Raw genomic sequence first — 25,741 nt, 5'->3', positions numbered from 1 at the left:
AGACAGATCTACCAGAAGGCTCGCAACGGTCACAAGGCCTGGATCGTCTGGCAGGAGACCGGAGTCCGTCAGGACGTGGGTCGGCGTCGCCACCCCGCAGGCCCTGAAGGCATGGCACAAGATACAGGGACGTAGGTGACACCCACTCAGACCTGGATCGCTCAGCTTCTAGAGGCGGCCCCAGACGACGGCGCCCACTTCGACACCGCCGCCCGCGGGCGGATTCTTCTTGCGCGGTGCGTCGGCCGAAGCTCGGTGTCCCACTGGACCGCCCGGCCCACCTCATTGGCCGGGAAGAAGGCGGGTCGCGTCAGATCCTCATCGGGCAGCCTGGCCAGATCTGCCGCGCTGCGGATCGGAATGAGCTGATCGACCGAGAGTGTCTGGGCGTGCGCCTCGAGATGGTCGAGCATGGTCCACGCCTCGCTGCGCTGCGGCAGTTTGGCGCGGAGGCGCTCGACGTCCGCGATGACGACCAGATGGTCCTGAGCCCGGCTCAGTGCCACGTTCAGGAGGCGGCACGTCTCCGAGTTCAGGCCGATGCCCTGGTAGAAGCGGCCCAGATAGTCGGCGGAACCTGCCACCGTGTCGAGGACGATCACCGGGCGCTGGCTTCCCTGGAACCGGTGCACGGTCTCCACCAGGCCGTCGTAGTCCACTCCCAGCCGTTCCTTGAGCGTGCCCTTGAGCGCTGTGACCTGGTCCCGGTACGGCGCGATCACCCCGAGTCGGTCGGTCGCCCGCTCACCCGACGGAACGTCTTCCTGCTTTCGGGCGGGCAGCACACCGTCGTACTGAAGCCCGCGCACCAACTCGTGCACCACGGCTTGGTGGACCGCGTTCGTCCTGTGGTTGGGACCGGCGATACGGCGCCCGGAGGTGTCGATCAGCATGACGGGGGCGTCGACGAGTGGGCTGAACGGAATGCGGCTCTCATCGTCCCGGTCGGTCAGCAGTGGCGCATCCGGATAGGCGACCGCGTTCACGAGATCGCAGATGGGCGCACGCATGCGGTACTGGGTGTCGAGCGCCACCAGTCGCGGGTCGTCCTGATGCACGGTTCCCGCCGCCGTGACCACACCGGCCTGACGGAACACGTCCGTCGCGGACCAGCGACGCGCGTGAGCGCATTCCTCGGGGGGCAAACCGAGGTCGTCCGCGGCCTTGGTGATGGCGGGCAGCTGTCGGAAGTCCCCTGCTACGACGACGCTCATTTGCGGTGGATAACACGTTTATTGACTAGCGGTAATCATCCGGGTACGACTGCATCCAAGTGTTGATCTTGTCGCGGGTCGTGACCAGCAGGCGCTGGTGCTTGTGGAGGTTATCGAACGTGAAGTCGCCGCCCAGCGCGTTCTGCATCTGCCCGATCCAGGCGAGCGGCTGCCTGAAGTGGGCTGTGCCCTTCGGGCTGGCCTTCATCGAGTTGCCGAGGTCGTCGAGGTTGGTCAGGAGACGGTTGAGGAAGTACTGGCAGTTTCCGGGGGTCCCACAGCTGTCGTTGTACGTTGCTTGCAACACTGCGAAGGCGTCTCGTACCTGTGGCACGGCCGCGCCCGGAGCGGCAGAGGTGGTCGGGTAGCCAGTCGATGTGGCGGTGCTCGGCGTTGGCGAACTCCCGACCTCTTTTGCCGCAGTGGTACCGGGCGTCGGAGTCGCCGTGACGGAGGAATCCACGGGCCCGGGCCCGGCCTCAGTGCTGTGTCCACCAGAGCAGCCGGTCGTGAGAGCGGCTGCGAGTAGCACGACGGCCACTCCGGGTATGAGTTGCGTTGCACGCATGGATTGTCCTCGAGTTCCGGGATGACGACCAGAGCGATACGCGTGCATACCCTGTGCTGGTGTCCGCTGTCCACCTGAAGCAGGTGGAGGGGATCCGCGAGGGCATGCGGCCCCGGTAGGAAGCCAGGCGAGTCACTTACGGCGTGCCCGGCAACGGTGACGACGGGCACCGTCTCGTTCCCGTCGACGACGGAGCGGACGAACGCCGCTGCGTCCTTGTCCCGCCAGATGTTCCGCTTGGTGTAGCGCAGGCGGGTGAAGAGCAGGCTCAGCCGCAGGTTCATGCAGAACACGCAGCCGGGCCGCCAGTACATCACGGGTCAGTACACCTGGCGTTCCTCGCACATGCCCTTCCCCCCTATACGGTGTCGCTGTCCCTGGCTGCTGGAGCGCGCAGCCTACTGGGCGCCGGGGCCCGTACCACGGGGCGTGGCCAGGATCTCGCGGCCGCGGTCCGGCGTGATCAGCTGGGCCAGGACCGGGTCGGCGAACAGGGATATCGGGGCGATATGGTCCTCGCACACCGGGTGCCACAGGTGCAGCGCCGCACGGAGTTCGGGCCAGGCTTCGTCACACAGGGCCGCGCGGACCTTGGCGGGGTCGGACAGCGGGTCGGGTTCCGGCCGCGAGCCGTCGCCCGCGTACAGGGTGACGACGATCGGACCCGTACGGATCGGCGGCCCGTCGGGAGCCTGGAAGGCCGGCTGCCCGGCGAGGCGGTCGGCGACGGCGTGCACGGCCGCATCGAACTCGGGCCCGCCGAAGGTGAGCCGGAAGCCCGGCTCGGCCGTCCGGGCTTCGTAATCGGCGACGAGCGCCCGCACAGGGACGGGCGCGTACTCCTTGAGCCGCGGCAGGGGCCGCAGGTCGTGCGGGTGCGCAAGCTGGTCCTGCCGGACCAGCAGCGGCAGGAGTTGCGCGGCGAACAGCGGACTGAGCAGGAGGTCGTCAATCTCCGGGCGGTACCACATCAAGCTCGCAACGTGGCCGCGCCAACCGCCGAGCATCGCCTTCATCTGCATGCTCAGCACGTCGGCCCGCCCCCGCCCGTACTCGTGCGCCTGGGCGAACACCGCCAGCGGTCCGTCGACTGCCCCGGCCAGCGCATCGCAGCGGGCCCGCTCGACCTCCGCGTCCCAGTGGTCCCGGGTGGCGCCCGGCGGCTTGCGCAGGGCGTGAAAGGACATCCACTGTCGGCGCATGAGGTCGTAAAAGGAGCCGTACCGCTCCGGTCCCTCGCCGGACCAGGAGGCGAGCCAGTACGCCGCCCACTCGCCGCCCTCGTCCACGTCGTCCGGGTCGAGCAGCATGACCGCCGCGTCACCCTCGAGGGACAGGCGCAGGGAGCGCGCGAGGACCTTCGCCTCCTGAACACCGAACGCCTCCCCGCCCTCCTCGTCCTCCTCGACATCGCCCTCCGCAAGGTCTTCCCAGACCTCGATCCAGGAGCGGTCGTCGGTGTCCCGCAGCCATTCCAGCTCCGCAGTGCCCGCCAGCCGGTAGATGAAGTTACCCGCGTCCCGCCACCCGTTGGTGACCAGCAGGAACTCCCGCAGCGAAGGCGGCAGCCGACGCCCCAGCCGGGCCTCGGCCGCGACGACCTCGGCCTCACTCGCCGACGCGAACCCGAGCCAACTGTCACGCACGACCTCCGGCGCGAGCGGCGCGTCCATCTCCGGGTCGTGCCCCACGATCCACTCCGCGCTCCACTGCTCCAGAAACGGCCGCCACGCCGTGGACTCACCCATCGTCCCCTCCACCTTCCGCTCTCCGTCGTCCGACTTCACCTCACCACAGGGGTATGACAACGAGTTGAGGCCCCGGCTCGGCTCCGCTCGGCCTTGCCCTTGGCTCGACCACGGCGATGGGGCGGTCGGCGCCGTCATCGCCCACCCTCGCCTTCTTCGAGCGGGCCGGGACTCCGAATCCGGCACCCGGTCGCTTTGCCCGGGCCGGCACCGCAGGAGTGTCGTGGCCGCGGCTCACGGCCCCAGCCCCAGCCCCAGCCCCAGCCCCAGCCAGAACGGCACCCCGCCGGGCGGCCGTTCCAGACGTCGAGCGCGGCGACGCCCCGCAGCAGCTCCAGGGCCTCGCCGATCTCGTGGATCCTGTGACGCCCCACCCGTCGCGGGCAGAGATCAAGACACTTGACCGCGCCCCGGCCGCGGGCTTCGAGAGAGCCAGAGGTCCCGGTTGCCCGCGATCAGCACGCGCCCGTCCGTGAGGGTTGCCGCCGCGCTCGGGGGGTCCTCGCTGCAGCCGAGGCCGCCGCGTTGCCAGCCCGTGGTCGTCCCGTCGCCGACCCAGACGGAACTGCACAGCAATGTGCGGGTGTTCGGCTTGGACTTGGGCCGGGGGGCCGAGCCGACCAGGACCGGGTGACCCGCAAAGTCGACGGTCGCGGCAGTGATCTTGCCGGTGCCCATGGCCGAACTGTCCGTCCGAGTCCAGTGGGTGCCGTCCTGGCTGGTGAGAACCAGCGGGAGGGAGTCGTAGAAGGCGCCGGCCTTCGCGTAGCCACCCACGGCGAACCAGTGGCCCGACGCGTACAGGACGCTGTGCACCTGCGTGCCCGGTGGCATCCCGGTGATGTCGCCGGACGTCCAGTGCACGCCGCCGTCCGCGCTGCGCCAGAACGGGATCGTGCCCGTGGCGTGGAAGTCGTAGGCGTTGGTCGCAGCCGCGCCGAAGGCGACGACCTCCCTGCCGTTGACACCGAAGTCACCTACAGGCGTGGACGGTTGCCGGCCGTCGATCGCCGGCAACAGCACGCGACGCACGGTCTTGCCCGCGTCGTCGGACGCGAACACATACGGAGACTCCACCTGGTCGACGCTCTGGCCGCCGCCGATCAGCAGTCGTGAGCCGACCTTCACCGCGGTGTTCACCGAGGCGTCGTCCGCGGTTTCCTGCTCGGGGTGGGTGTTGAACGTCAGCGGCAGTGCGGCGAGCCGGGACTCCTCGCCGTTCGGCGCCCGGCGGGTCAGAGTGGCGCCGACACCGATCAGCGAACCGTCGTCCCACGGCACCACCACGTCACCCGGCAGACCGCCACCGGACCAGCCGCTGCGCATGGAGTACGGCACGTCGGATTCGTCGTCGGCGCCCGGCTTCGGGGTGATCGAGAGCTTCGTACAGCCGTCGGAACCAGTCCAGTTGACGTTCACATAGTGGTACCCGTTGGCGAACGTTCCCTCTCCCAAGGCGCAGTCGCCCAGCGGCACCAGCTGGCGCAGGCCCTCGCCAGGCGCAACGTACCCCTTGTTGTGCGGGCCGGTCACCGACGGGTAGCCCACCGCGCCCGCGTACTTCTTGAACCCGAGCTTTGTCGCGCTCGTCTCTCCCGTATCGGTGTTGCCCGCTCTGATCTTGCCGCAGCCGCCCAGCACCAGGGCCACGCCGGCTATCAGGCTCGCGACGGCGGCGAGCCTCCCCCCACGTGTTCTCATCCCCCCACGCTACTGAACTCGAACGCGTGATACCCGGAGTTGCCATGGCAGGCTCAGCATGCTGGCCCCGACTTCCCTCACAGGGACCGAGCACATCGGCGAGTACGGTCGTTCCCGGCGGAGTACCAGAGCCGTCGCCGACTCACCGGGCCCGAGATCAACGACCCCCTCACGCCTCCGGGCAGCCCGCCACCGTCCACGACCTCGACGACCACAGACTCCTGCGCACCCGCATCCTCGGTGGTGCCATCAACGAGCACCGGTACGCTGCTTGACCTGCGGCGATGACTTTCCGAGCCCCACACGCTCTACGAGGCGCTCGGGATCACGATCAGCTACGAACATGCAGGTAGGGCCGCGACCGTCAGGTCGAGGCCCTCATCCGCGTATCGCTATAGCGAGTGTCCGAGGGGCGAGTTGACCGCCAACGATACGCTCGTGGTCGCGCAAGGACGGCTCTGGTAAACACGTTCCACCCCGCCCGGCCAGGTGGCGCGAGGCAAGGACAATGCCCGTGACGGGATACTCGCCGGGGTGGCGAGCACCGGGCGCACCGAGCCTTGAATCAAGCGGCCCACTCCGCCTGCTGCCGGAACCGATCACCGAGCCAGGACACATCAGACCCTGGAGATCCGCTGACGAGATCTGCTCGGCGGCATCCTTCGCGAGTACCGACATGCAGCCTGAGCTGGGCGGATGAAGAATCGGCACCCGCAACGCTCGGCCTGACAGCGGTGCCCTGTGAATGACAAGCCGTCAGCCTTTACGGCACCACCACGCTCCACCTCGGCAGCAGCTCTTCGTCTCAGGCCCGACACCCTCACGGCCGCACGCGAGTACGCTGTTCTTGAACGCGTTCAAATTAGCGATCGGGTGTGGTGTCCATGAGCTTTCTGATCGGATCTGCTTCTCCGGCCGCGCACCGCGCCGGTGCGTCCGACGTACCGCACGCCGAAGACGCGCCACCTGAAGGGCGGGGAGATCGACGCGTGGTGAGGGGGTGGCAAGGGGTCTTGGCGCGCCGGGCTGTTGCTCTGGTGTGGTTCTACGAGGGCTTGTGGTGCAAGGTCTGGCCGGGGCGGGACGATCAGCGGGCCATTGTCGGGGACGTTCCCCATATGCCGGCTTGGGCGGTGACGGCGGCGCTGATCGCCATCGGGATCGCGGAGGCGGCCATCGGTGTGTGGGTGCTCTCCGGGCTGTGGGCGCGGGACGCCGCTGTCGCGCAGACGGCGCTCGTGGTGGTGTTCAACGCGGGCGGACTGCTGTTCGGCCTGGATCACATAGCGGAACCGGGGCGGATGCTCACCCAGAATCTGGCCTTTGTAGCGCTGATCTGGCTGGTGGAACGGACGTCACCCAGAGCGGCGGTCCGGTGAGCAGCACACCGTGGGAGCGTGGCCGGATCATCAGCGGGTCAGGCGGCCCCCGCCTCTTGTTCGGCCGGATGTACGAGGACTACGGCATCGAGCTCGGCGTCCTGCCCAGCGCCGGCGCCCGGGTGCTGTGCATCGCCTCCGCGGGCGACACCGCCGCCGCCCTGCAGCAGGCCGGTCACGACGTGACAGCCGTTGACGTCAATCCCGTACAACTCGCCTACGCGCGCGACCGGCTCGCGGGCGGAGCCGCTGCGGAAGGTTCCGCGGAGGCACTGATGCGGCTGGGACGTGGGACGGCCGGCGCGCTGCTGCCGGCCTGGCGCGGGCCCGCCCTGCGCGCCTTTCTGGCCCTCGATGATCCGGCGGAACAGGCCCGGCGCTGGCGTACTGCTCTAAACGGCCCGGGGCTGAGACAGTTGATGCGGCTCGCGCTGTGGCCGGGCGGGGCGCTTGCGGTGGCGCTGCGCCCCTCGTTCGCGCACGTGGTCCCGGCGCGCTTCGACGAGGTGCTCAGGCGGCGCCTGGGGCGGACCGTCGCCGGGCACCCCAATGCCCGTAACCCCTGGATGTGGCGGCTGCTCGCCGGGGTCGAAGTCCCAGGGACACAACCGCTGTTCGCGCCGGGCGTCCGTCTCGTCCACGCCGATGTGGTCGATGCGCTGGAACAGGCGCCGCGGGCCGGCTACGACGCGGTGACCCTCTCGAACGTGCTCGACGGGCCTGGCTCTGCCTTCGCCGACCGGCTGCGTGCCGCCGTGCGTCGTGCCGTGCGTCCCGGCGGCATCGTCGTCCTGCGCAGCTTCCGCGAGCCCACGGCGACCGGCCCCGGCTGGGCGGCGCAGGACCGGTCGGCGCTGTGGGGCGTCGTGCGCGTCGTGCGGCTGGGTGCAGACCCCGCAGGCGCCGAGGACAGGAGAATCGACCCGTGAGGCACTTGGTGCAACGTCACCCCATGGCGATGAGCACGCATTTCGCGCACTCGCTCGTCCTGACATACGCCCTGCCAGCCGAGGTGCTGCACCCGCTGCTGCCACCGGGCCTGGAACTCGACACGTACCGCCGCGGCGAGCAGGGCGTGGAGCACGGCTTCGTGGCCGCCGCCCTGGTCGACACCCGTGCCCTACGGCCGACGTTCCTGCCCGCCCGGCTGGGCCGCGACTTCCTACTGACCGGCTACCGCGTCTTCACCCGCTTCCGCACCCCTGGCGGGCGAACCATGCGGGGGCTGCGCATCCTGCGCAGCGACACCGACACCCGGCTGATGTGCCTGAGCGGCAATCTCTTCACCCGCTACAACTACCGCCTGGCGTATATCAGTTCAGATGTCACGGACGGCACCCTGGAATTCCGGGTCGACAGCGCCGACGGGCACGCCGACCTGCAGGTGCGTGCCGACCTGCGTAGCGCCCCGGCGCCGCTGCCCCCGCACAGCCCCTTCGCCGACGCCCGAGCCGCCCGCCGCTTCGCCGGACCCCTGCCCTACACCTTCGAATACGAACCCCAGACCCGCTCCATGATCGTGATCAAGGCGTTCCGTACGCAGTGGGACCCGCAGCCGGTCCGCGTCGATGTGCGCCGGCTGACCTTCTTCGACCACGGCCCGCTCGCCGGAACCCACCCCGTCCTCGCCAACGCCTTCCACGTCGCGGGCGTCGACTACAACTGGCACCGCGGTGTGCGCCGCACCGAGAACGGCAGCACACGGTGACGCTACGACACTCTGGCGTCCGCGACGTCATCACCTACAACTGGCCCCAGTACGCCGCGGGCGCGGTCACCGCGGCGGCCGCGGCCCTCCTTGCTCCACACCTGCCTCGCGCACTGCGCCCCCTCGCCCGGACGGGATCGGTCGCGGCACTCACTCTGCTGTGCACCGCCACGGCGGCGAGCTGGCACGTCTACGACCGTTCCGGCCTGTACACCTACGACTGGCTGGAGGCGCTGCTGCCTCGCATCCCGTCGGCTTACGTGGTGGTGAGCACCGGCCTGGACGAGGTCAGCGCCCCCCTCGCCGCACGCTGGCCGAAGGCCCAGCGCACCGCCATCGACCTGTACGCCCCGGCCTTGACGAGCGAGGGGTCCCTGCGCCGCGCCCGGCGCCGGGTGCCTCCCCCCGCCCACGCCGCACCGGGCCGCCCCGAGGCGCTGCCGCACCCGGCGAACTCGGCCGACACCGTCCTGCTCGTCTTCTGCGCGCACGAACTGCGCCACGCACAGGACCGGGAACGGCTGTTCATCGAATGCGCCCGGCTGCTGCGGCCCGGCGGCACGCTGCTGGTCGCCGAGCACCTGCGAGACGCGGCCAACACGGCCGTGTTCGGGCCGGGCGCCTGGCACTTCCTGCCCCGCCGGGAATGGTTGCGGCTCGGCGCCCACGCGGGGCTGGAACACAGCGCCGAGCGCCGCTTCGCAGGCCTGATCAGGGCATTCGCCTTCACCAAGGATCGACCGTGACCCAACTCCTCAGCCTGGCCGGTCAGTTGCGCCTGGTCGGCGTCGCCCTGATGCTCATGGGACTGGTGCACGTCGCACTCCCGCGCATACTGGGCTGGCCCGCCGACCTGCGCGCCAGCAGCCTGCTCACCCGCCAGGTCTCCTACGCACACCTGTTCTTCATCGCACTGACCTGCGCACTGCTCGGCTCCCTACCCCTGGCCTTCGCACCGGCCCTGCTCACCGGCGCACCCCTGCCAACGTTCCTACTCTGTGGCCAGACCCTGTTCTGGGGCCTACGCTGGATCACGGAGTTCGCCTACTTCTCACCCCGCACCTGGCGCGGCCACCGCCTGCGCACCGCAGGCCATGTCGGGCTCGCGGCACTGTGGACCTGGGTGACGGCGGTGTTCGCGGTGGCGACGGCGCACGCCCTGCGGTGAGAGCCGGCGCGGAATACGGTGAACCCCTCGAACATGCCACAGAGATGGGTCTATTTGACGACAGGACCCAGGCCCGACCCGCCATCGCCGTATCCGGCAACGCCTCCGCCACTCGCCACGGCAAAGACGGCCGCGTCACCGACTCGCCACCACGTCGACCTGCCCGGAGCACAGGGCATCCGGCAGGGCCGTTGATCACCGGTCCCACGTCTCCGCGCCCGTACCGCTTCGGAATAGCTGCACAGCCCCTCACCTTGGACGATGCATTGCACGGCCGATCCGGCACCATCGGAGCTTGTGCTCGCACGAATGCTCTACCTGATCGCCACGCGGATCTTCACATGGCTGGTTCTACTGTCCCGAACCTCTGCGGCCAAGGAGGCCGAGATACTGATCTTGAGGCACGAGGTTGCGATCCTGCGCCGGCAGGTCGCCGCTCCCAAACCCACCTGGCCCGACAGGGCGCTGCTCGCGGCTCTGGCCCGACTCCTGCCGCGGGCGCTGCGCCAGCATCGCATCGTCTCCCCGCGCACCCTCCTGGCCTGGCACCAGCGTCTGATCAAGGACAAGTGGACGCAACCGGCCTCGCCGGGACGCCCGCCTGTGCCCGAGGAACTGCGCGACCTGATCATCCGGCTCGGCGCCGAGAACCCACGATGGGGCTTCCGGCGCGTCCACGGCGAACTCCGTCGCCTGGGGCACAGGGTCAGTCCGGCCAGCGTCCGCCGGATCCTGCGCGCCGCCGGCCTCGGCCCAGCCCCGCGCCGGCATCCCGTGCGCGGCGAATGGGCCGCCTTCCTCAAGGCCCAGGCCCACGGCCTGCTCGCCACCGATCTCTTCCACATCGACACCATCAGCCTGCAGCGGCTGTACGCCCTGTTCGTCATGGAGGTACGCACCCGCACCGTGCACATCCTGGGCGTCACCGCCCACCCCACCGCCACCTGGGCCACCCAGCAAGCCCGACAGCTCATATGGCAACTCGACCAGCGTGCCGACGACTTCACCCACCTGATCCGCGACCGGGACGCGAAATTCACCGCAGCTTTCGACGCCGTCTTCGCCAGCAAGGACATCACCGTGGCCAAGATCCCTCCGCGGAGCCCCAACTGCAACCCGCACGCCGAGCGATTCGTGCGCTCGGTACGCGAGGAGTGCACCGACCGGCTCCTGATCTTTGATCGAGGCCATGCCGAGAAGATCCTCCACGACTACGCGAGGCACTTCAATGCTCATCGGCCGCACCAGGGCCGGGACCAGCTCGCGCCCCTCGACGACCCCAATGTCATCCCACTGCCCGCCGCTCGGATCCAGCGCCGACAAGCCGTCGCAGGCCTCATCAATCAGTACCACCGAGCAAGCTGATCACCCAGCAAAGCCGCAGCTCACGGACTATGCAGACATTCTGAAGCCGTACGGGGTGCGATGCGAGACCTGCGGGCGCAAGATGCAGCCCGCGACGATCCGCAACACCGTCTACTACCGCTGCGAGTTCAAGGAACAGGAACAGTCCCTCCACCCCGGCCTGGACCACCCCCGGACCGTCTACCTCCGGGAGGACGTAGTCTGCCGGGCTCTGGACCGATGGATCGCGAAAGCCTTCGCCCCCGACCGCCTCACCGCCACCCTCACCGCCCTCGCCCAAGCCAGCGCAGCAGCGAACGCAGCCGAGATGCTCACCCCGCAGCAGACCCAGGCCCGCAAAATCGTCAAGGAGTGCGAGCGGCGTCTCGCCCGCTACCAGGCGCCCTCGAAGCCGGCGCCGACCCCGCCGTCGTCACCCAATGGATCAACGAGGCGCAGACGGACAAGGAGACAGCACGCAAGAACCTCGACACCCCACTCGCCGCCACTCGAAAGAAGGAAACTCCCTTCAGCGCCGACCAGATCCGGGAGATCACTGAAAGACTCGGAGACATCGCACAACGCGTGCAGGCTGTCGACGCAGAGAAGAAGAGCCCGCTCTACGAAGCCCTCGGGATCACGATCAGCTACGAACACGCAGGTAGGGCCGCAACCGTCAGGTCGAGGCCCTCATCCGCGTATCGCTATAGCGAGTGTCCGAGGGGGGACTTGAACCCCCACGCCCGATAAAGGGCACTAGCACCTCAAGCTAGCGCGTCTGCCATTCCGCCACCCGGACTAGGTGTCTGCCGCCTGGCCGGGGGTCTTCCCCGCGGCGACAGGGACAACAATACCAAGGTTTCGGGGTGCGTTTCACCTGCGTATCCGTGCAGCGGGCGGCACTCTGGGGCCGGCTCCCCCGCTGGCGGGATGGGGCAGGGGCCCAATGGTTGAGGTGGCCTCCGGCCTTGGGTGATCATCAGTGGAGGCGATGATTCAGATACCCGGTCATCTGTCCTGTGGGCAGGCCGGGCGCCGTCCGCGTGGCGCGTGTGTCGCCCGGCCGTCCGTCCGGCCAACCGTCCGTCATGGCCTGAGCTGGTACTCCGGGAAGTTCCCCGGCAGCCGCTCCCCCTCCGGACCCTGGGTCACCGCGCGGACGAGCAGGTCGCCGCCCACGAAGGCGCCGCGCCAGGACGCGCCGAAGCCGCCGAACAGTTCGTCGCGGTCGCCGTGGGAGCGGGGCTTGCCGTGGCCCACCTTGAAGGCGCGGATCTGCGGGGCCAGGCGGTCGTAGGTCTCCCGGTCGTCCGTGGACAGCGTGGCGACCAGGGCGCCGTTCGACGCGTTCATCGCCGCCAGCAGTTCCGCCTCCGTGTCGACCAGGACGATCGTGTCGACCGGGCCGAACGGTTCCGCGTGGTGCAGCGGCGAGGACGGGGGCGGGTTCAGGAGGGTCACGGGGTGGACGTAGGCCGAGGTGTCCTGGCCCGGCAGGAAGTGCGCGTCGGCCGGCCGGTTCCGGTGCAGGGGGATCGCGCCGCGGTCGATCGCCTCGGCCACCTGGTCCGCCAGTTCCTTCGCCTTGGCCGCGTTGATCAGCGGACCGAAGTCCAGGTCCGGGTAGGGGCGCCGCCGCGCCTGAAAGTAACTTCGCCTCAACTATGAGTGACGTCACGCTCGGCTTCCAGCAGGGTGAGCACCAGGCGTGCCGTCTCGGTGGGCGTGTCGCCCACCTTCACCTCTACCCCTTCCAGCGCTTCCTTCTTCGCCTGCGCGGTGCCCGAGGAGCCGACGACGAGGGCGCCCGCGTGGCTCATCGTCCTGCCCTCGGGTGCGGTGAAGCCCGCCGCATAGCCCACGACCGGCTTGGTGACATGGTCGCGGATCCAGGCGGCGGCCCGCTGCTCCGTGTCGCCACCGCTCTCTGCCCGCCATCCGCCCCGCGGCCGTCGCCGGAATCGCTCAGGACTTCGCCCGGGCGTGGTGCGAGCGCCGTGCGTGCTCGGTGTGTTCGCGCATCAGATGGGTGGCCCGCTGCTCGTCACGGGCGGCGATCGCGGTGGTCAGCTCCCGGTGTTCGATCCAGGACTGCTGTCCCCGCTGCCGGGCGGCCGGGGCGTAGTACCAGCGCACCCGTCGGTCGACCTGACCGGCCAGCTCCGCCAGGACCGCGTTGCCCGCGAGTTGCATCACCTTCGCGTGGAAGCGGGCGTTCAGCGCGACCGCCCCGTCCACGTCGTCCTCGGCGACGGCACGCTCTCCCTGTGTGCACAGCTCCTCGAGGGCCGCGATACCGGCACTGCCCGCGTGTGCGGCGGCGAGCCGGGCGGCCTCCGCCTCCAGCAGCGTACGCACCGTGAGGAGCTGGTCGGCCTCCTCCTCCGTCGGCTCGTGCACGAACGCGCCCTGGGCGGGCCGCAGATCGACCCAGCCCTCGGTGTTCAGCCGCTGGAGCGCCTCGCGCACCGGCTGCCGGGAGACGCCGAGATGCCCGGCGAGTTCGCTCTCGACGAGATGCTGGCCGGGCTGGAGGGCGCGCGTCGTGATGAGTTCGAGCAGCGCCTCGTAGACACGGTCGCGCAGCGGGCCGGGGCGCTCCAGCCTGGGCACCGCTCCCTGCGGCAGTCCTGTCGACAACATCGCGGTCCCCACCTCCAGGGCAACGACGACGCGGCGGCCGGGAAGCCCCTATGGATTGTCTTTCGTCTACAGTCTACGGCGCGCAGGTGGCCGGGGAGGGGGGAATCGGTCGTCGCCGCACGCCCACCGTGGGGCTCAGGGGACCCGTACACGTGGGACGACGCAGGGACGGCACACCCTGCGTCACGGAGACACGGGACGCATCACGGACACCGGACGACCTGGCCCGCGTACGAGAGGTTCCCGCCGAAGCCGAAGAGGAGCACCCGGTCGCCCGTGGAGATCTGCCCGCGTTCCACGAGCTTGGACAGGGCGAGCGGGATGCTCGCCGCCGAGGTGTTGCCGGATTCGACGACATCGCGGGCGACGATGGCGTTGACCGCGCCGAGCTTCTCCGCGAGCGGCTCGATGATGCGCAGGTTCGCCTGGTGCAGCACCACGGCGGCGAGGTCCTCGGGCGCGGTACCGGCCCGTTCGCAGACCTGCCGGGCGATGGGCGGGAGCTGGGTGGTGGCCCATCGGTAGACGCTCTGCCCCTCCTGTGCGAACCGCGGGGGCATGCCCTCGATACGCACCGCGTGCGCCATCCCGGGCACCGACCCCCACAGCACCGGTCCGATCCCGGTCTCGGCGCCGGCGGGGCACCCCTCGACCACGGCGGCCCCGGCGCCGTCGCCGACCAGCACGCAGGTCGTGCGGTCGGTCCAGTCCGCCACGTCGGACATCTTGTCGGCGCCGATGACGAGCGCGCGGGTGGCCGCGCCCGCGCGCACGGTGTGGTCGGCGGTGGCGAGCGCGTGCGTGAAGCCCGCGCAGACGACGTTGATGTCCATGGCGGCCGGCTGCGGGATGCCGAGCCGCGCGGCGACGCGGGCGGCCGTGTTCGGCGAGCGGTCGACGGCGGTGGAGGTGGCGACCAGGACCAGGTCGATGTCGCCCGGTGCCAGGCCCGCCGCCGCGAGCGCCTTGGCCGCGGCGTGCGCGGCCAGTTCGTCGACGGGCTCGTCGGGGCCGGCGATGTGGCGTGTGCGGATGCCCACCCGGGTCGTGATCCACTCGTCGCTGGTGTCGACCATGCCCGCCAGGTCCTCGTTGGTGAGCACCTTGGCGGGCTGGTAGTGGCCGACGGCGGCGATGCGTGAGCCGTGCATGGGTGGTTCCCCTCGGTGCCATGGGTAGCGGGATTCACCAGTCTGATCACTGACTCATGGGTACGACAGCGGGTGAAGCGACAGGAATGGGGCGTCCGTGTTGTCGGCTTTTCGCAGACCCTCGGATGTCCGGGAGTCTGCGGTACGCCCACCCGGTGACTCACCCGGTGAACAGTTGCTTCGCCTTCAGGACCAGCTCAACCGGCGTGTGGCGGCTACCTGGGACGAGTCGGCGCAGACGCGTACGACGACCGTGTGCGCGTACTGCGGTGTGAGCTGCACGCTCACCCTGCACGTGCAGGACAATGAGATCGTGAAGGTCGCCTCTCCCCACGACAACCCGGTGACCCACGGCAAGCTCTGCATCAAGGGCCGTTTCGGCTACCAGCACGTACAGAACCGGGGCTGATCAGAACATGGGACGAGTCACTGAACGACGCAAGGTGATCCGAATCCGGGACGGCGCGGTCTCCGCCCGACCGGACACGCTCGTGGCGGAGGAGCCGCTGGAGATCCGGCTCAACGGCAAACCACTCGCGATCACCATGCGCACCCCGGGCGACGACTTCGCGCTCGCGGCCGGATTCCTGGTCAGCGAGGGGGTGCTCGGCGCGGCTTCCGAGCTGCGGAACATCGTCTACTGCGCCGGGGCGACCGTCGACGGATCGAACACGTACAACGTGGTGGACGTGCAGACCGCGCCGGGTGTGGTCATCCCCGACATCACGCTCGAGCGCAACGTCTACACGACCTCGTCGTGCGGTCTGTGCGGCAAGGCGAGCCTGGACGCGGTCCGTACGACGGCTCGCTGGCCCATCGCCGACAACCCCCCGGTCCGGGTGGACCCGGAGCTGCTCGCGAGCCTCCCCGACCGGCTGCGGGCCGCCCAGCGGGTCTTCGACCGGACCGGGGGGCTGCACGCGGCGGCCCTGTTCACCGAGGACGGGGAGCTTCTCGACATCCGGGAGGACGTGGGCCGGCACAACGCGGTCGACAAACTGGTCGGGCGCGCCCTGCAGAACGGGGACCTGCCCCTTTCCCGGACCCTGTTGCTGGTCTCGGGGCGGGCCTCCTTCGAGCTGGCGCAGAAGGCCGTGATGGCGGGCATACCGGTGCTGGCGGCGGTCTCGGCGCCCTCGTCGCTGGCGGTCGACCTGGCCGCGGAGACCGGTCTGACGCTGGTGGGCTTTCTGCGGGGCAGCTCCATGAACGTGTACGCGGGTGAGGACCGCATCACCCTGCGGACCGAGGCCGCCCGGGGCTGACCGGCTCCCCGCGGGACGGCGGCGGGGCCCTGACCGGCGGGGAGCGCCCCTGCGCCGCAGGGGCGCTGCCTCAGCCCTCCGCCCGGGCGAGGAGGACGAGTGCGGCGACCAGGGGTGACCGGCGGCTCGCCGCCCGGGCGAGGAGGGCGTCGTCGGGGACGGGCACAAGCTGATGTCCGGGCGGGAGTACCGCGTGGCGGCGGACTCCGGCACCAGGGCGGTCACGACGCCCGCCGCCACGCACGCGAACTTGCCCTCGACGGTGCGGATCGGCAGGCCGTCGGGGCCGGCGGCGCGGGTCGCTCACGGGCAGCCGGAGCCGTACGATCGAGGGAGCTGTGGCGGCTGTTCGGCGAGGGGACGCTGAGGCCCGTCGTCCACGCGGAGTTCTGCGCCCCCGCCTCCCCACGACAACTCCTTCGCCCCGGCCGGGGAAGATGGCCCGCAGGCTTCTTGTGGGGTGATTGAGAGCCCAAGTACCGTCTGTGGCCCGCACGTTGGACAAGGGATGTCCAGTGTGTCCAGACGCATGAGTCCAGACGCATGAAGGGCGGGCCGCACCATGGCGTCAAGTCTCCGTGCACGACTCAGATCGACCCTCACCGCCGTCCTCACCACCGCCGCACTCCTCGCGCTGCCGAGCCCGGCGGGTGCGCAACCAGTTGGCAGCGAGGGCCAGTTCGAACAGCAGGTGCTCTTCAAGGCCTCCCAGGACCCCGGTTACGCCTGCTTCCGCATCCCGGCCGTCGTGAAGACGGCGAAGGGCACCCTGCTCGCGTTCGCCGAGGGCCGCGTGCTCAACTGCGGCGACGCGGCCGACATCGACATCGTGGTCAAGCGCTCCGCCGACGGCGGCCGCACCTGGAGCCCGTTGCAGGTCGTCAACGAGGGCGCAGGGAACACCCACGGCAACCCGGCCCCCCTCGTGGACCGGAAGACGGGCCGCATCCTGCTCGCCGAGACGTACAACACGGGCCGCACCGACAGCGCGAGCTGCTCGGTGCCCTGCGACCGCACCCCGCATCTGCAGTACAGCGACGACGACGGCCTGACCTGGTCCACGCCGCGGGACCTGAGCCCGCAGATCCTGCCCGCCGACTGGAACTCCTGGTACGCGACCGGGCCCGTGCACGGCATCCAGCTCACCCGCGGCCGGCAGGCGGGCCGCCTGGTCTTCGGCGTCAACGCCGAGACATGGAACGGCAGCCGGGTCACCGCGAACCATGCCGCTCTCATCACCAGCGACGACGGCGGCGACCACTGGCGCATCGGCGCCACCGACTCCTGGCCGATCGCGGACGACGGCACCTTCCGCCAGAAGCCGTCCGAACTCACCCTCACCGAACGCCAGGACGGCTCGGTCCTCGTCAGCGGGCGCGAGCAGGACGGCACCGACCTCGGCCACCGCACCCAGACCGTCAGCCGCGACGGCGGCAGCAGCTTCGTCGCGCCCTTCCGCGATCTGCCGGACCTGTACGCACCCCAGGTGCAGGGCTCGATGCTGCGTCTCGGCGACCGCATCCTGCTGGCCTGCCCCGGCGACCCGGACCGCCGCCGGACGATGATGATCCGCTCCTCCTACGACGGCGGACGCACCTGGGACAGCGTGGACCGCGGCACGGTCGTCACCACGGACTGGTCCGGTTACTCGGACCTGGTCCGCGCCGGCGGGGACACCGTGGGACTCCTCTACGAGGGCGGCGCGGTCGACGCGCGGGACGAGATCCGCTTCGCCCGCTTCACCGAGGACTGGCTGCAGCCGCGGCGCGGCCCCGACCCGACGACACCCGACCTGGCCCCGGGCGCCCGGCCCGCCGCGGTCCTGGGCGGCGCGCGGCAGACGGACGGGGTGTTCGGCGGCGCCCTCCAGTTCGACGGCACCGACGACGCCGTACGCCTGCCGTACCAGTCCCGACTGCCGCTCGGGAGCAAGGACTTCACCGCCTCGCTGTGGTTCCGGTACACGGCGACGACCGGTGAGCAGCCCCTGCTCTGGATGGGCGGCATCGGCACCTCACAGCCCCAGGTGTGGCTGCGCGGGGAGCCCGCCTCCCACCGCGTCCAGGGCCTGATCACGGTCCGCGACGGTGCCTCGGCCCCGCAGTCCGCGTATGTGCGCACCTCCGGCGCGTACAACGACGGCCAGTGGCACCATCTCGCGCTGCGCCGGGGCGGAGGCCGGCTCACCCTCTTCATCGACGGCACGGCGCTCAGCACGGCGGACGTGCCCGGTTCCGTGAGCCGCAACTCCCCCTTCGGTGTGCACATCGGTCAGCGGATGGACAGCCGGGCCTTCTTCACCGGCGCGATCGACGACGTACGGGTCTACGACCGGGCGCTCGGCGACGACGAGATCGCCGCGCTGCGCACCGGCGCCGCGGTCTCCGCGCGGGACACCGTGCTGTGGCTGCCCATGGACCGGGTGGGCGCCGGCCGCTGACGTCCCGGGCGTGCCCGACGACGCCACGGCACGACGGCGGGCCGGGACCGGGCTCGGCCTGGTCCCGGCCCTGGTCTGCGCGGCCGTGCTGCTCACCGCTCTCCCGCACCACGACCGGGAGAGCGGCGGCACTGCGCGCGCGACGACACGGGCGTCCGACGGCGACGGGTGCCGCGGCACAGGTGCGCCTCAGCCGGAACGTGTCTCTGTACCGACCGCGGTTCGTGGCGCTGCGGCTGTCGCGGGGCTGACCGCCGGCGGTTCGGGGTCGTGTGCGCGGCGCTTGGCGATCACCGCCCCCACCATGAGCTGCATCTGGTGGAAGAGCATCAGCGGGAGCACGGCCAGTGAGGCGTGCGCGCCGAACAGGACGCTCGCCATGGGCAGTCCGGAGGCGAGGGACTTCTTGGACCCGGCGAACTGGATCGCGATCCGGTCCTCCCGGCTGAAGCCCAGTGCCCGGCTGCCGTACCAGGTCAGGGCGAGCATCACGGCGAGCAGGACCGCCTCGACCACGAACAGTTCGCCCAGCCTGAGCGGGCTCACCTGGTGCCAGATGCCCTGGACCATGCCCTCGCTGAAGGCGGTGTAGACGACCAGCAGGATCGAGCCGCGGTCGACGAGCCCGAGCACCTGCTTGTGCCGGGTGATGAAGCCGCCGATCCAGCGCCGCAGCAGCTGCCCCGCGAGGAACGGCACCAGCAGTTGGAGCACGATCGCGACGAGCGAGTCCGCGGAGAACCCGCCGCCGCTGTTGCCGAGCAGCGCCGCCGCGAGCAGGGGGGTGAGCACGATGCCGGCGAGGGAGGAGAAGGTGCCCGCGGAGATCGCCGCGGGCACATCGCCCCGGGCGATCGAGGTGAAGGCGATCGACGACTGGATGGTCGAGGGGACGAGCGTGAGGAAGAGCAGGCCGGTGTAGAGGCTGTGCGTCAGCAGCACCGGCACCAGGCCGCGGGCAGCGAGGCCCAGCACCGGGAAGATGACGAACGTGCAGGCCAGCACGGTGACATGGAGTCGCCAGTGCTTCAGTCCCGTCAGCGCCTCACGGGTGGAGAGGCGGGCGCCGTACAGGAAGAAGAGGAGGCCGATGGCCGCCGTGGAGGCTCCGGAGGAGACGTTCGCGGCCGTGCCCCGCGCCGGGACGAGGGCCGCGAGTCCCACGGTACCCAGCAGCAGGAGGATATAGGGGTCGACGGGCATCCAACGCGGCCATCGCAGGCGTTTCACTGTGCTCCACTATGTCGCTGTACGTCGGGGGTCGGACACGGTCGTGCCCTCCCCATCGTCCTCCCGCGGCGAGCGATCGGGAATCCCGCACACCGCTCTGACTGTCATTGCGTTACGCGATAACCTGGAGGACGTGTACGACCCCGCGCAGCTCCGCACCTTCCTGGCGGTGGCCCAGACGCTGAGCTTCACCCAGGCCGCCCGGCGCCTCGGGCTGCGCCAGTCCACGGTGAGCCAGCATGTGCGGCGGCTGGAGGACGCGACCGGGCGCCCGCTGTTCGCCCGGGACACGCACTCCGTCCGGCTCACGGAGGAGGGCGAGGCGATGCTGGGCTTCGCGCAGCGGATCCTGGAGGTGTACGAGCAGGCCACGGCGTTCTTCACCGGCACCCGGCTGCGGGGCCGGCTGCGGTTCGGCGCCTCGGAGGACTTCGTGCTGACCCGGCTGCCGGAGATCCTGGAGCGCTTCCGCCACGACCACCCCGAGGTGGACCTGGAGCTGACCGTCGAGCTGTCGGGCACGCTGCACGAACAGCTCGCGGCGGGCCGCCTCGATCTGGTGCTGGCCAAGCGGCGTCTCCAGGACCCGCGCGGCCAACTGGTCCGGCACGACCGGCTGGTGTGGATCGGCGCGGAGTGGCTGCGGCTGGATCCCGACCGGCCGGTGCCGCTGATCGTCTATCCGCCGCCGGGCATCACTCGGGCGCGTGCCCTTCAGGCGCTGGAGAAGCAGGGGCGCGCCTGGCGCATCGCGTGCACGAGCGGCAGCCTCAACGGCCTGATCGCGGCGGCCCGGGCCGGCCTCGGCGTGATGGCCCACTCCCGGGGGATGGTCCCGCCGGGCCTGGTGCGGGTTCCGGAGCGGGCGGGGCTGCCGGAGCTGGGAGAGGTCGACTTCGTCCTGGTCCAGGGCGAGCGTCCGGGCCCGGCGCAGCACACGGCCCGGGCGCTCACGGCGGCGATCCTGGCGAGCGGGGACCGGCTGCACCGCCGGTAGTCTCCGCGCCGGGCACGGGTGGGTGGGCTGTGTGCCCCTCCGGGGTCGACGCGGCACTGACGGCCGCCTGTGTGGCGGGGACGGCTCGTGCGGGCGCTGGTCCTGGTACGGGCGCGGTCGACGTGGGCCGGGGTGACGGAAACGGGGCCGTGGGCGCTGTAGGAGACAGCGGCGTGGCGGGGCGATCCGGGGTCCGGGTCACCACTCCGTACTACTGGCGAGTAGGGTGTGCGGGGCGGTAAGCGCGTCGTACAGATTCCGTGGAGATTGCCGGGCCGGAACCTACGACGCCGTAAGGAATTTTGTCCCGCCACCAACCACTTTGCTCGTATTTTTCCAGGGCTGACCTGTGCGTTTTGCGCGCTGCCCGCGGGTTTCCGACCCCCTCCCGCCCCGTCGTGCGGTGGGGTAGCTTTCACCGCGCTGTGCGGAGCGCCACAAGGAGCGGGGATTGCGCGAGTTCACCAACCCACCGGCGGCGTCGACACCGCCGGTGGGCGGTCTGGCCGACGTCGTCTTCGAGTACGCCCAGGAAGATCCGCTCCGTATCGCCCTCGGCCGCAAGGACGAGGAGGGGCACTGGCGCGAGGTGACCGCCGCCGAGTTCCGTGACGAGGTCCTCGCCCTCGCGAAGGGCCTGCTGGCCCAGGGGGTCCGGTTCGGGGACCGGGTCGCGATCATGTGCCGTACACGCTACGAGTGGACGCTGTTCGACTACGCGCTGTGGACCATCGGCGCCGAGGTGGTGCCGGTCTATCCCACCTCGTCGGCGGAGCAGGTGTTCTGGATGCTGCATGACGCCCAGGTGTCGGCCGCGATGGTGGAGCACGAGGACCACGCGATGACCATCGCGACGGTGATCGACCGGCTGCCGCAGCTGCACCGGCTGTGGCAACTGGACGCCGGCGCCCTGCACGAGCTGTACGACGCGGGCGCGCACGTCGGGGACGAGGTGGTGCACCGGCACCGGCAGGCGGTCACCCCCGAGACGACGGCGACCGTCATCTACACATCGGGCACCACCGGCCGGCCCAAGGGCTGTGTGATCTCGCACGGCAACTTCATGTTCGAGGCCGACACGGTCATCGACCGCTGGGAACCGGTCTTCCACTCCCGCAGAGGCGATGAGGCGGCCACGCTGCTGTTCCTGCCGCTGGCGCATGTCTTCGGGCGCATGGTGCAGGTCGCGGCCCTGCGCGGCAGGGTCAAGCTCGGCCACCAGCCGCAGCTGAACGCGTCAGCGCTGCTGCCCGACCTGGCCGCGTTCAAGCCGACGTTCTTCCTGGCCGTGCCGTACATCTTCGAGAAGGTCTTCAACGCGGCCCGCCGCAGGGCCGAGAAGGAGGGCCGCGCCAGGCCCTTCGAGAAGGCGGTCGAGGCCGCCGTCAGGTACGCGGACGCGATCGAGGCGAAGGCGTGGGGCATTGGCCCCGGCCCCTCGGCGGGCCTGCGGATGCAGCACCAGTTCTTCGACAAGGTCGTGTACGCCAAGATCCGTGCGGCGATGGGCGGCCGGGTACGGCACGCGATGTCCGGCGGCTCGGCGATGGACCGCCGGCTCGGGCTGTTCTTCGCGGGCGCGGGCGTGCAGATCTACGAGGGCTACGGGCTCACGGAGACCACGGCGGCCGCGACGGCGAACCCGCCCGGGCGCACCCGGTACGGCACGGTGGGCCAGGCCATCCCCGGCACCACGGTGCACATCGCGGACGACGGCGAGATCTGGCTGCACGGCAGCCATGTCTTCCAGGGCTATCTCAACAACCAGAAGGCCACGGACGAGGCCCTGCACGACGGCTGGCTCGCCACCGGTGACCTGGGGTCCCTGGACGAGGACGGCTTCCTCACCATCACCGGGCGCAAGAAGGAGATCCTGGTGACCTCCGGCGGCAAGAGCGTCTCGCCGGGGCCGCTGGAGGAGCGGGTACGGGACCATCCGCTGGTCGCGCAGTGCGTCGTCGTGGGCAATGACCGCCCCTACATCGCCGCGTTGATCACCCTCGACGCCGAGGCCGTGGAGCACTGGCTGCAGATGCGCGACAAGCCGCGGCTCACCCCGGCCCAGCTGGTGCGCGACCGCGACCTGGAGACCGAGGTGCGGCGGGCGGTGGTCGCGGCGAACACGCTGGTCTCGCAGGCCGAGTCGATCCGCACCTTCCGTATCCTCGCGCACCAGTTCACCGAGGAGCACGGGCTGCTCACTCCGTCGCTGAAGCTGAAGCGCAAGGCGATCGAGAAGGCGTACGCGAACGAGGTGGAGGCGCTGTACCGGACCTGAGCCGGACACCGCGCTCCGCGACTCGCGCGCCGCACCCGCGCCGCACCCGCGCCGCACCCGCGCCGCGCCCGTCGGGCATGGCGAGCCTCGACGCGTTCACCCCATCGTGATTTAATGTTCAAGCAATCGGATCGGTGTCACGAGGAGGTCGCACCATGGCTGAGCTGGGAATCGCCGACACGGTCGGGATCCTCCGGCAGCCCGGGGTGCGGCCGCGCGGCAGCAGCGCGGGGCTCGGCTGGGAGCGGCTGTACGTCTCGGCCCAGGAGGAAGCGCCCTACCACGCGGACTTCGAGCCCGCCCCGACCCACCTGGTGATCCTGCACCGCAGCGGGCCCGTGACCGTACGGCGGGGACGGGGAGCCGAGGCGCGGGCGGGGAAGATCCCCGCCGGCGGACTGTTTCTCCAGCCGGCCGGTCGGACGCTCTCCGTCGAGCTGGACGGACAGCTCGACACCGTGCACGCGTACCTGGCGGACGAGGCGCTGCGGGAGGCCAATGACGGCCGTCCCGTGGAGCTGTCCGAGGAGCTGGGAGCCACGGATCCGCTCACCGAGCAGCTCGTGCTGGCGCTGGAGGACACGGTGCGCCGCTGGGAGCCCTCCGCGCAGACGTATGCGGACCAGTTGGAGGACATGCTGGCCGCGCAGCTCGTACGGCGCCATGCGGCTCGCCCGGCCGAGCCGCCGCCCGTGCCGTCGGGGCTGTCGGAGCGGCAGCTGTCGGCCGTACGGGACCTCATGCAGGAGCGGCTCGCCGAACCGCTGCCGGTCACGGACCTGGCCGCCGCCGCCTCGCTCAGCCGCAGCCAGTTCACCCGGCAGTTCCGGGCCAGCACGGGGCAGTCCCCGCACCAGTACCTCCTCAATCTGCGCCTGCAGCAGGCCTGCCGGCTGCTGCGCACCGGATGCACACCGATCGGGCAGGTGGCCGCCGACTGCGGGTTCTCCCACCAGGAGCATCTGACGCGGGTGATGCGTGCCCGGCTGGGGACGACCCCGGCCGCGGTGCGGCGCGCGGGCTGAGAGCTCCGCGGAGGGGCGGCACCGGCCTTGGGCCGTGCCCCGCCCCTGCCGTCAGCGTTCGAGCACCAGCGCGAGCCCCTGGCCCACGCCGATGGACCCTACCGCCCCAGCACCCGGCTCAGGGCCCCGGTCAGCTCCTGCCGGGCCGTGGCCTCGGTGCCGGGAGCCGCCATGCGCCGCCAGGCCACATAGCCGTCCGGGCGTATCAGCAGCACTCCGTCCTCGCCGATCTCGCCGGCCCGGCGCCACTCGCCGTACGCGTCACGGAAGTCCGCGTCGCCGATCCGCACGAACCGCAGCGGTACGCCGAGTTCGTCCCGGCACGCCTCGGCCGCCGCCTCCCAGACACCGCCCGACAAGCCGGTCAGCACGGTGAACACGCCCTTGCCGACCACGTCGAGCGTGGAGATCCGCTCGCCCTGGGCGTCCACGAGCCAGGCGTGGGGCACTTTGGCGCCCGGCCGGCTCGTCGGCCTGGCCACCAGCTCCGGGTCGTCCTCCCGGATCTCGGCGGCGCTCTCGTCCGCGAGGACCGCGCCGGAGGCATAGCGCTGGTTCAGCTCGACACCGTGCGCGTTGAACTCGTAGTTCTTGAGCTGGATGGCCTCCTCCAGCAGAAGCCGCCGCTTGGCACCCTCCGCGGTGGCCGCCCGCACCGCCGCGAGGCCCTCGGTGATGGTCCCCTCGTCGCTCCCGGCACCGACGCCGAGCACCTCGAAGATCGGCCCGAACTGGTCGCGGCTCAGATTCGCCCGCTCGACGATCTGCCGCCCCACGGGGGCTCGTTCGGCCGTGTAGCTGTCGAGCAGTGTGGGGTCCGCCTCGCCGCGGATCACCATGGCCAGCTTCCAGGCCAGGTTGTAGGAGTCCTGGACCGAGGTGTTGGAACCGAGGCCGTTGGACGGCGGGTGCCGGTGCACGGCGTCGCCCGTGCAGAACACCCGGCCGGACGAATACACCGTGGCATAACTGTGGTTGACGGTCCACAGCGAGATCGACTCGATCTCCACCGGGAGTTCGGCGTCGCCGATGAGATCGCGCACGATCCGCCGTGCCTCCGCCTCGTCCACCTGGGGCGGCGGCTGCTCGATGTCGTAGCCCCACACCAGCAGCCACTCGTTCCAGGGACGGACCATGCGGACCAGGCCCATGCCGATGCCGCCCGTCTCCGCGCCGGGCCGCAGCACCCAGTACAGGACGCTGGGACGGTGGGCGGTGTAGCGGCTCAGATCGGCCTTGAAGACGATGTTCATGCTGCCCGCCTTGGCCATCTCGCCGTCGAACGGGAGACCGAGCTGCTCGGCGACGGTGCTGCGTCCGCCGTCCGCGCCGATCAGATAGCGGGCCCGCACGGTGAACTCGTCGCCGCGGATCCGGTCACGCAGGAGCGCCGTGACGCCGTCCTCGTCCTGCGTGAAGCTCAGGAACTCGGTGTCGAAGCGGACCTTGGCACCGCGGGCCGCCGCGTTGTTCACCAGGATCGGTTCGAGGAAGGTCTGCGGCAGGTCGACCATCGTGGAGGGGCTCTTCGAACCGTACTCGGTCAGCGAGTCGGGACCGGTGCCCCAGCTGCGGATCCGCCCGATCTCCTCGCCGGCGAGCGCCGTGCACAGCACGGTGTCGCCCATGAGGTGCGACGGGCTGCCGACGGCCAGCGCCTCGGACTCGAGGCCGAGGTCGCGCAGCACCTCCATGGTGCGCTGGTTGGTGATGTGCGCCCGTGGGGTGTTGGCCAGCCAGCCGTACTTCGTCACGAGCAGGGTGCGAATGCCGTACGTGGCCAGGAGCAGGGCGGCCGAGCCGCCGGCCGGGCCGCTGCCGACGACCAGGACGTCGGTGTCGTAGCCGCCGGGGTTGGCGGTGGTGGTGCGGGTCATGAGGG

21 protein-coding genes, 1 tRNA gene and 3 pseudogenes are annotated in these 25,741 nt (G+C 70.7%); 13 read left to right on the top strand and 12 right to left on the bottom strand.

The window, feature by feature from the left end:
• Window positions 1-161: 161 nt before the first annotated feature.
• The 5 genes from ACWD5Q_RS26420 to ACWD5Q_RS26400 all read right to left on the bottom strand — a co-directional run bounded on the left by ACWD5Q_RS26420 (window position 162) and on the right by ACWD5Q_RS26400 (window position 5,231).
• Window positions 162-1,214, bottom strand: a complete 1,053-nt coding sequence (locus tag ACWD5Q_RS26420; RefSeq protein ID WP_451429534.1) for an AAA domain-containing protein — start codon at window positions 1,212-1,214, stop codon at window positions 162-164.
• Between the two features lie 25 nt (window positions 1,215-1,239).
• Window positions 1,240-1,521, bottom strand: coding sequence for a hypothetical protein (locus tag ACWD5Q_RS26415; RefSeq protein WP_451429533.1), 282 nt, complete (start codon window positions 1,519-1,521; stop codon window positions 1,240-1,242).
• Window positions 1,449-2,096: a glutaredoxin domain-containing protein gene (locus tag ACWD5Q_RS26410; protein WP_451429532.1), complete on the bottom strand. Its 648-nt coding sequence runs from the start codon at window positions 2,094-2,096 to the stop codon at window positions 1,449-1,451. The genes ACWD5Q_RS26415 and ACWD5Q_RS26410 overlap by 73 nt, the downstream gene beginning before the upstream one ends.
• 84 nt (window positions 2,097-2,180) lie before the next feature.
• On the bottom strand, window positions 2,181-3,530 hold the full coding sequence (locus ACWD5Q_RS26405) for an SMI1/KNR4 family protein (RefSeq protein WP_451429531.1): 1,350 nt from the start codon (window positions 3,528-3,530) through the stop codon (window positions 2,181-2,183).
• A gap of 390 nt (window positions 3,531-3,920) precedes the next feature.
• The gene (locus ACWD5Q_RS26400; protein WP_451429530.1) at window positions 3,921-5,231 is read right to left on the bottom strand and encodes a hypothetical protein; all 1,311 of its coding nucleotides are present in this window, start codon (window positions 5,229-5,231) and stop codon (window positions 3,921-3,923) included.
• Between the two features lie 884 nt (window positions 5,232-6,115).
• Here ACWD5Q_RS26400 and ACWD5Q_RS26395 point away from each other — a divergent pair.
• The 7 genes from ACWD5Q_RS26395 (at window position 6,116) to ACWD5Q_RS26365 (ending at window position 11,580) form a co-directional block, all read left to right on the top strand.
• Window positions 6,116-6,610 (top strand): DoxX-like family protein, encoded by a 495-nt coding sequence (locus ACWD5Q_RS26395; protein ID WP_451429529.1) that lies wholly within the window; start codon window positions 6,116-6,118, stop codon window positions 6,608-6,610.
• Window positions 6,607-7,539: a hypothetical protein gene (locus ACWD5Q_RS26390; RefSeq protein WP_451429528.1), complete on the top strand. Its 933-nt coding sequence runs from the start codon at window positions 6,607-6,609 to the stop codon at window positions 7,537-7,539. The genes ACWD5Q_RS26395 and ACWD5Q_RS26390 overlap by 4 nt, the downstream gene beginning before the upstream one ends.
• A 23-nt stretch (window positions 7,540-7,562) precedes the next feature.
• Window positions 7,563-8,318, top strand: coding sequence for a DUF2071 domain-containing protein (locus tag ACWD5Q_RS26385; RefSeq protein ID WP_451429527.1), 756 nt, complete (start codon window positions 7,563-7,565; stop codon window positions 8,316-8,318).
• On the top strand, window positions 8,315-9,064 hold the full coding sequence (locus ACWD5Q_RS26380; protein WP_451429526.1) for a methyltransferase domain-containing protein: 750 nt from the start codon (window positions 8,315-8,317) through the stop codon (window positions 9,062-9,064). The genes ACWD5Q_RS26385 and ACWD5Q_RS26380 overlap by 4 nt, the downstream gene beginning before the upstream one ends.
• Window positions 9,061-9,486, top strand: a complete 426-nt coding sequence (locus ACWD5Q_RS26375; protein ID WP_451429525.1) for a hypothetical protein — start codon at window positions 9,061-9,063, stop codon at window positions 9,484-9,486. The genes ACWD5Q_RS26380 and ACWD5Q_RS26375 overlap by 4 nt, the downstream gene beginning before the upstream one ends.
• A 297-nt stretch (window positions 9,487-9,783) precedes the next feature.
• A complete protein-coding gene (locus ACWD5Q_RS26370) occupies window positions 9,784-10,851 on the top strand; it encodes an integrase core domain-containing protein (protein WP_451429524.1) in 1,068 nt (355 codons plus the stop codon).
• Between the two features lie 351 nt (window positions 10,852-11,202).
• Entirely contained in the window at window positions 11,203-11,580 is a 378-nt protein-coding gene (locus ACWD5Q_RS26365; protein ID WP_451429523.1) for a hypothetical protein, read from the top strand.
• Here the strand turns inward: ACWD5Q_RS26365 and ACWD5Q_RS26360 are convergent.
• The 5 genes and pseudogenes from ACWD5Q_RS26360 to ACWD5Q_RS26340 form a co-directional block, all read right to left on the bottom strand.
• Window positions 11,545-11,629, bottom strand: a tRNA-Leu gene (locus ACWD5Q_RS26360). The two genes, ACWD5Q_RS26365 and ACWD5Q_RS26360, sit on opposite strands and share 36 nt — an antisense overlap.
• Window positions 11,630-11,916: 287 nt before the next feature.
• A pseudogene (locus ACWD5Q_RS26355) lies at window positions 11,917-12,459 on the bottom strand (aldehyde dehydrogenase family protein); the annotation flags it as partial.
• 29 nt (window positions 12,460-12,488) lie between these two features.
• Window positions 12,489-12,758, bottom strand: a pseudogene (locus ACWD5Q_RS26350) (succinate--CoA ligase subunit alpha); the annotation flags it as partial.
• 37 nt (window positions 12,759-12,795) lie between these two features.
• Entirely contained in the window at window positions 12,796-13,473 is a 678-nt protein-coding gene (locus ACWD5Q_RS26345) for a GntR family transcriptional regulator (protein WP_451429522.1), read from the bottom strand.
• Between the two features lie 203 nt (window positions 13,474-13,676).
• Window positions 13,677-14,624: a beta-ketoacyl-ACP synthase III gene (locus tag ACWD5Q_RS26340; protein WP_451429521.1), complete on the bottom strand. Its 948-nt coding sequence runs from the start codon at window positions 14,622-14,624 to the stop codon at window positions 13,677-13,679.
• Window positions 14,625-14,829: 205 nt separating this feature from the next.
• On the opposite strand from ACWD5Q_RS26340, the pseudogene ACWD5Q_RS26335 reads away from it, so the two are divergent.
• From ACWD5Q_RS26335 to ACWD5Q_RS26325, 3 genes and pseudogenes are all read left to right on the top strand, one after another.
• Window positions 14,830-15,033: pseudogene (locus ACWD5Q_RS26335) on the top strand (2Fe-2S iron-sulfur cluster-binding protein); the annotation flags it as partial.
• A gap of 7 nt (window positions 15,034-15,040) precedes the next feature.
• Window positions 15,041-15,889, top strand: coding sequence for a formate dehydrogenase accessory sulfurtransferase FdhD (gene fdhD, locus ACWD5Q_RS26330; protein WP_451429520.1), 849 nt, complete (start codon window positions 15,041-15,043; stop codon window positions 15,887-15,889).
• Between the two features lie 562 nt (window positions 15,890-16,451).
• Entirely contained in the window at window positions 16,452-18,329 is a 1,878-nt protein-coding gene (locus tag ACWD5Q_RS26325) for an exo-alpha-sialidase (protein ID WP_451429519.1), read from the top strand.
• A gap of 189 nt (window positions 18,330-18,518) precedes the next feature.
• On the opposite strand, the gene ACWD5Q_RS26320 is transcribed toward ACWD5Q_RS26325, so the two are convergent.
• Complete coding sequence (locus tag ACWD5Q_RS26320) at window positions 18,519-19,559, bottom strand: bile acid:sodium symporter family protein (RefSeq protein WP_451429518.1); 1,041 nt, start codon at window positions 19,557-19,559, stop codon at window positions 18,519-18,521.
• Window positions 19,560-19,692: 133 nt separating this feature from the next.
• On the opposite strand from ACWD5Q_RS26320, the gene ACWD5Q_RS26315 reads away from it, so the two are divergent.
• The 3 genes from ACWD5Q_RS26315 (at window position 19,693) to ACWD5Q_RS26305 (ending at window position 23,859) form a co-directional block, all read left to right on the top strand.
• On the top strand, window positions 19,693-20,556 hold the full coding sequence (locus ACWD5Q_RS26315; protein ID WP_451429517.1) for a LysR substrate-binding domain-containing protein: 864 nt from the start codon (window positions 19,693-19,695) through the stop codon (window positions 20,554-20,556).
• Window positions 20,557-21,007: 451 nt separating this feature from the next.
• Window positions 21,008-22,834 carry an AMP-dependent synthetase/ligase gene (locus ACWD5Q_RS26310; protein WP_451429516.1) on the top strand — a complete coding sequence of 609 codons (1,827 nt, stop codon included), beginning with the start codon at window positions 21,008-21,010 and terminating at the stop codon, window positions 22,832-22,834.
• A gap of 155 nt (window positions 22,835-22,989) precedes the next feature.
• Window positions 22,990-23,859 (top strand): helix-turn-helix domain-containing protein, encoded by an 870-nt coding sequence (locus tag ACWD5Q_RS26305; protein ID WP_451429515.1) that lies wholly within the window; start codon window positions 22,990-22,992, stop codon window positions 23,857-23,859.
• Window positions 23,860-23,957: 98 nt separating this feature from the next.
• On the opposite strand, the gene ACWD5Q_RS26300 is transcribed toward ACWD5Q_RS26305, so the two are convergent.
• Window positions 23,958-25,736: an FAD-dependent oxidoreductase gene (locus ACWD5Q_RS26300; protein ID WP_451429514.1), complete on the bottom strand. Its 1,779-nt coding sequence runs from the start codon at window positions 25,734-25,736 to the stop codon at window positions 23,958-23,960.
• Between the last annotated feature and the right edge of the window lie 5 nt (window positions 25,737-25,741).

The sequence above is a fragment of the Streptomyces sp. NPDC002513 genome (assembly GCF_053595355.1).
This window is presented reverse-complemented; position numbering and strand designations above follow the sequence as displayed.

Excerpts from the sequence above, each read along its gene's own strand:
- ACWD5Q_RS26420 (WP_451429534.1), bottom strand. The coding sequence starts at position 1,214 with ATGAGCGTCGTCGTAGCAGGGGACTTCCGACAGCTGCCCGCCATCACC.
- ACWD5Q_RS26410 (WP_451429532.1), bottom strand. The coding sequence starts at position 2,096 with ATGTACTGGCGGCCCGGCTGCGTGTTCTGCATGAACCTGCGGCTGAGC.
- ACWD5Q_RS26405 (WP_451429531.1), bottom strand. The coding sequence starts at position 3,530 with ATGGGTGAGTCCACGGCGTGGCGGCCGTTTCTGGAGCAGTGGAGCGCG.
- ACWD5Q_RS26400 (WP_451429530.1), bottom strand. The coding sequence starts at position 5,231 with ATGAGAACACGTGGGGGGAGGCTCGCCGCCGTCGCGAGCCTGATAGCC.
- ACWD5Q_RS26395 (WP_451429529.1), top strand. The coding sequence starts at position 6,116 with ATGAGCTTTCTGATCGGATCTGCTTCTCCGGCCGCGCACCGCGCCGGT.
- ACWD5Q_RS26385 (WP_451429527.1), top strand. The coding sequence starts at position 7,563 with ATGGCGATGAGCACGCATTTCGCGCACTCGCTCGTCCTGACATACGCC.
- ACWD5Q_RS26345 (WP_451429522.1), bottom strand. The coding sequence starts at position 13,473 with ATGTTGTCGACAGGACTGCCGCAGGGAGCGGTGCCCAGGCTGGAGCGC.
- ACWD5Q_RS26340 (WP_451429521.1), bottom strand. The coding sequence starts at position 14,624 with ATGCACGGCTCACGCATCGCCGCCGTCGGCCACTACCAGCCCGCCAAG.
- fdhD (WP_451429520.1), top strand. The coding sequence starts at position 15,041 with ATGGGACGAGTCACTGAACGACGCAAGGTGATCCGAATCCGGGACGGC.
- ACWD5Q_RS26325 (WP_451429519.1), top strand. The coding sequence starts at position 16,452 with ATGGCGTCAAGTCTCCGTGCACGACTCAGATCGACCCTCACCGCCGTC.
- ACWD5Q_RS26305 (WP_451429515.1), top strand. The coding sequence starts at position 22,990 with ATGGCTGAGCTGGGAATCGCCGACACGGTCGGGATCCTCCGGCAGCCC.
- ACWD5Q_RS26300 (WP_451429514.1), bottom strand. The coding sequence starts at position 25,736 with ATGACCCGCACCACCACCGCCAACCCCGGCGGCTACGACACCGACGTC.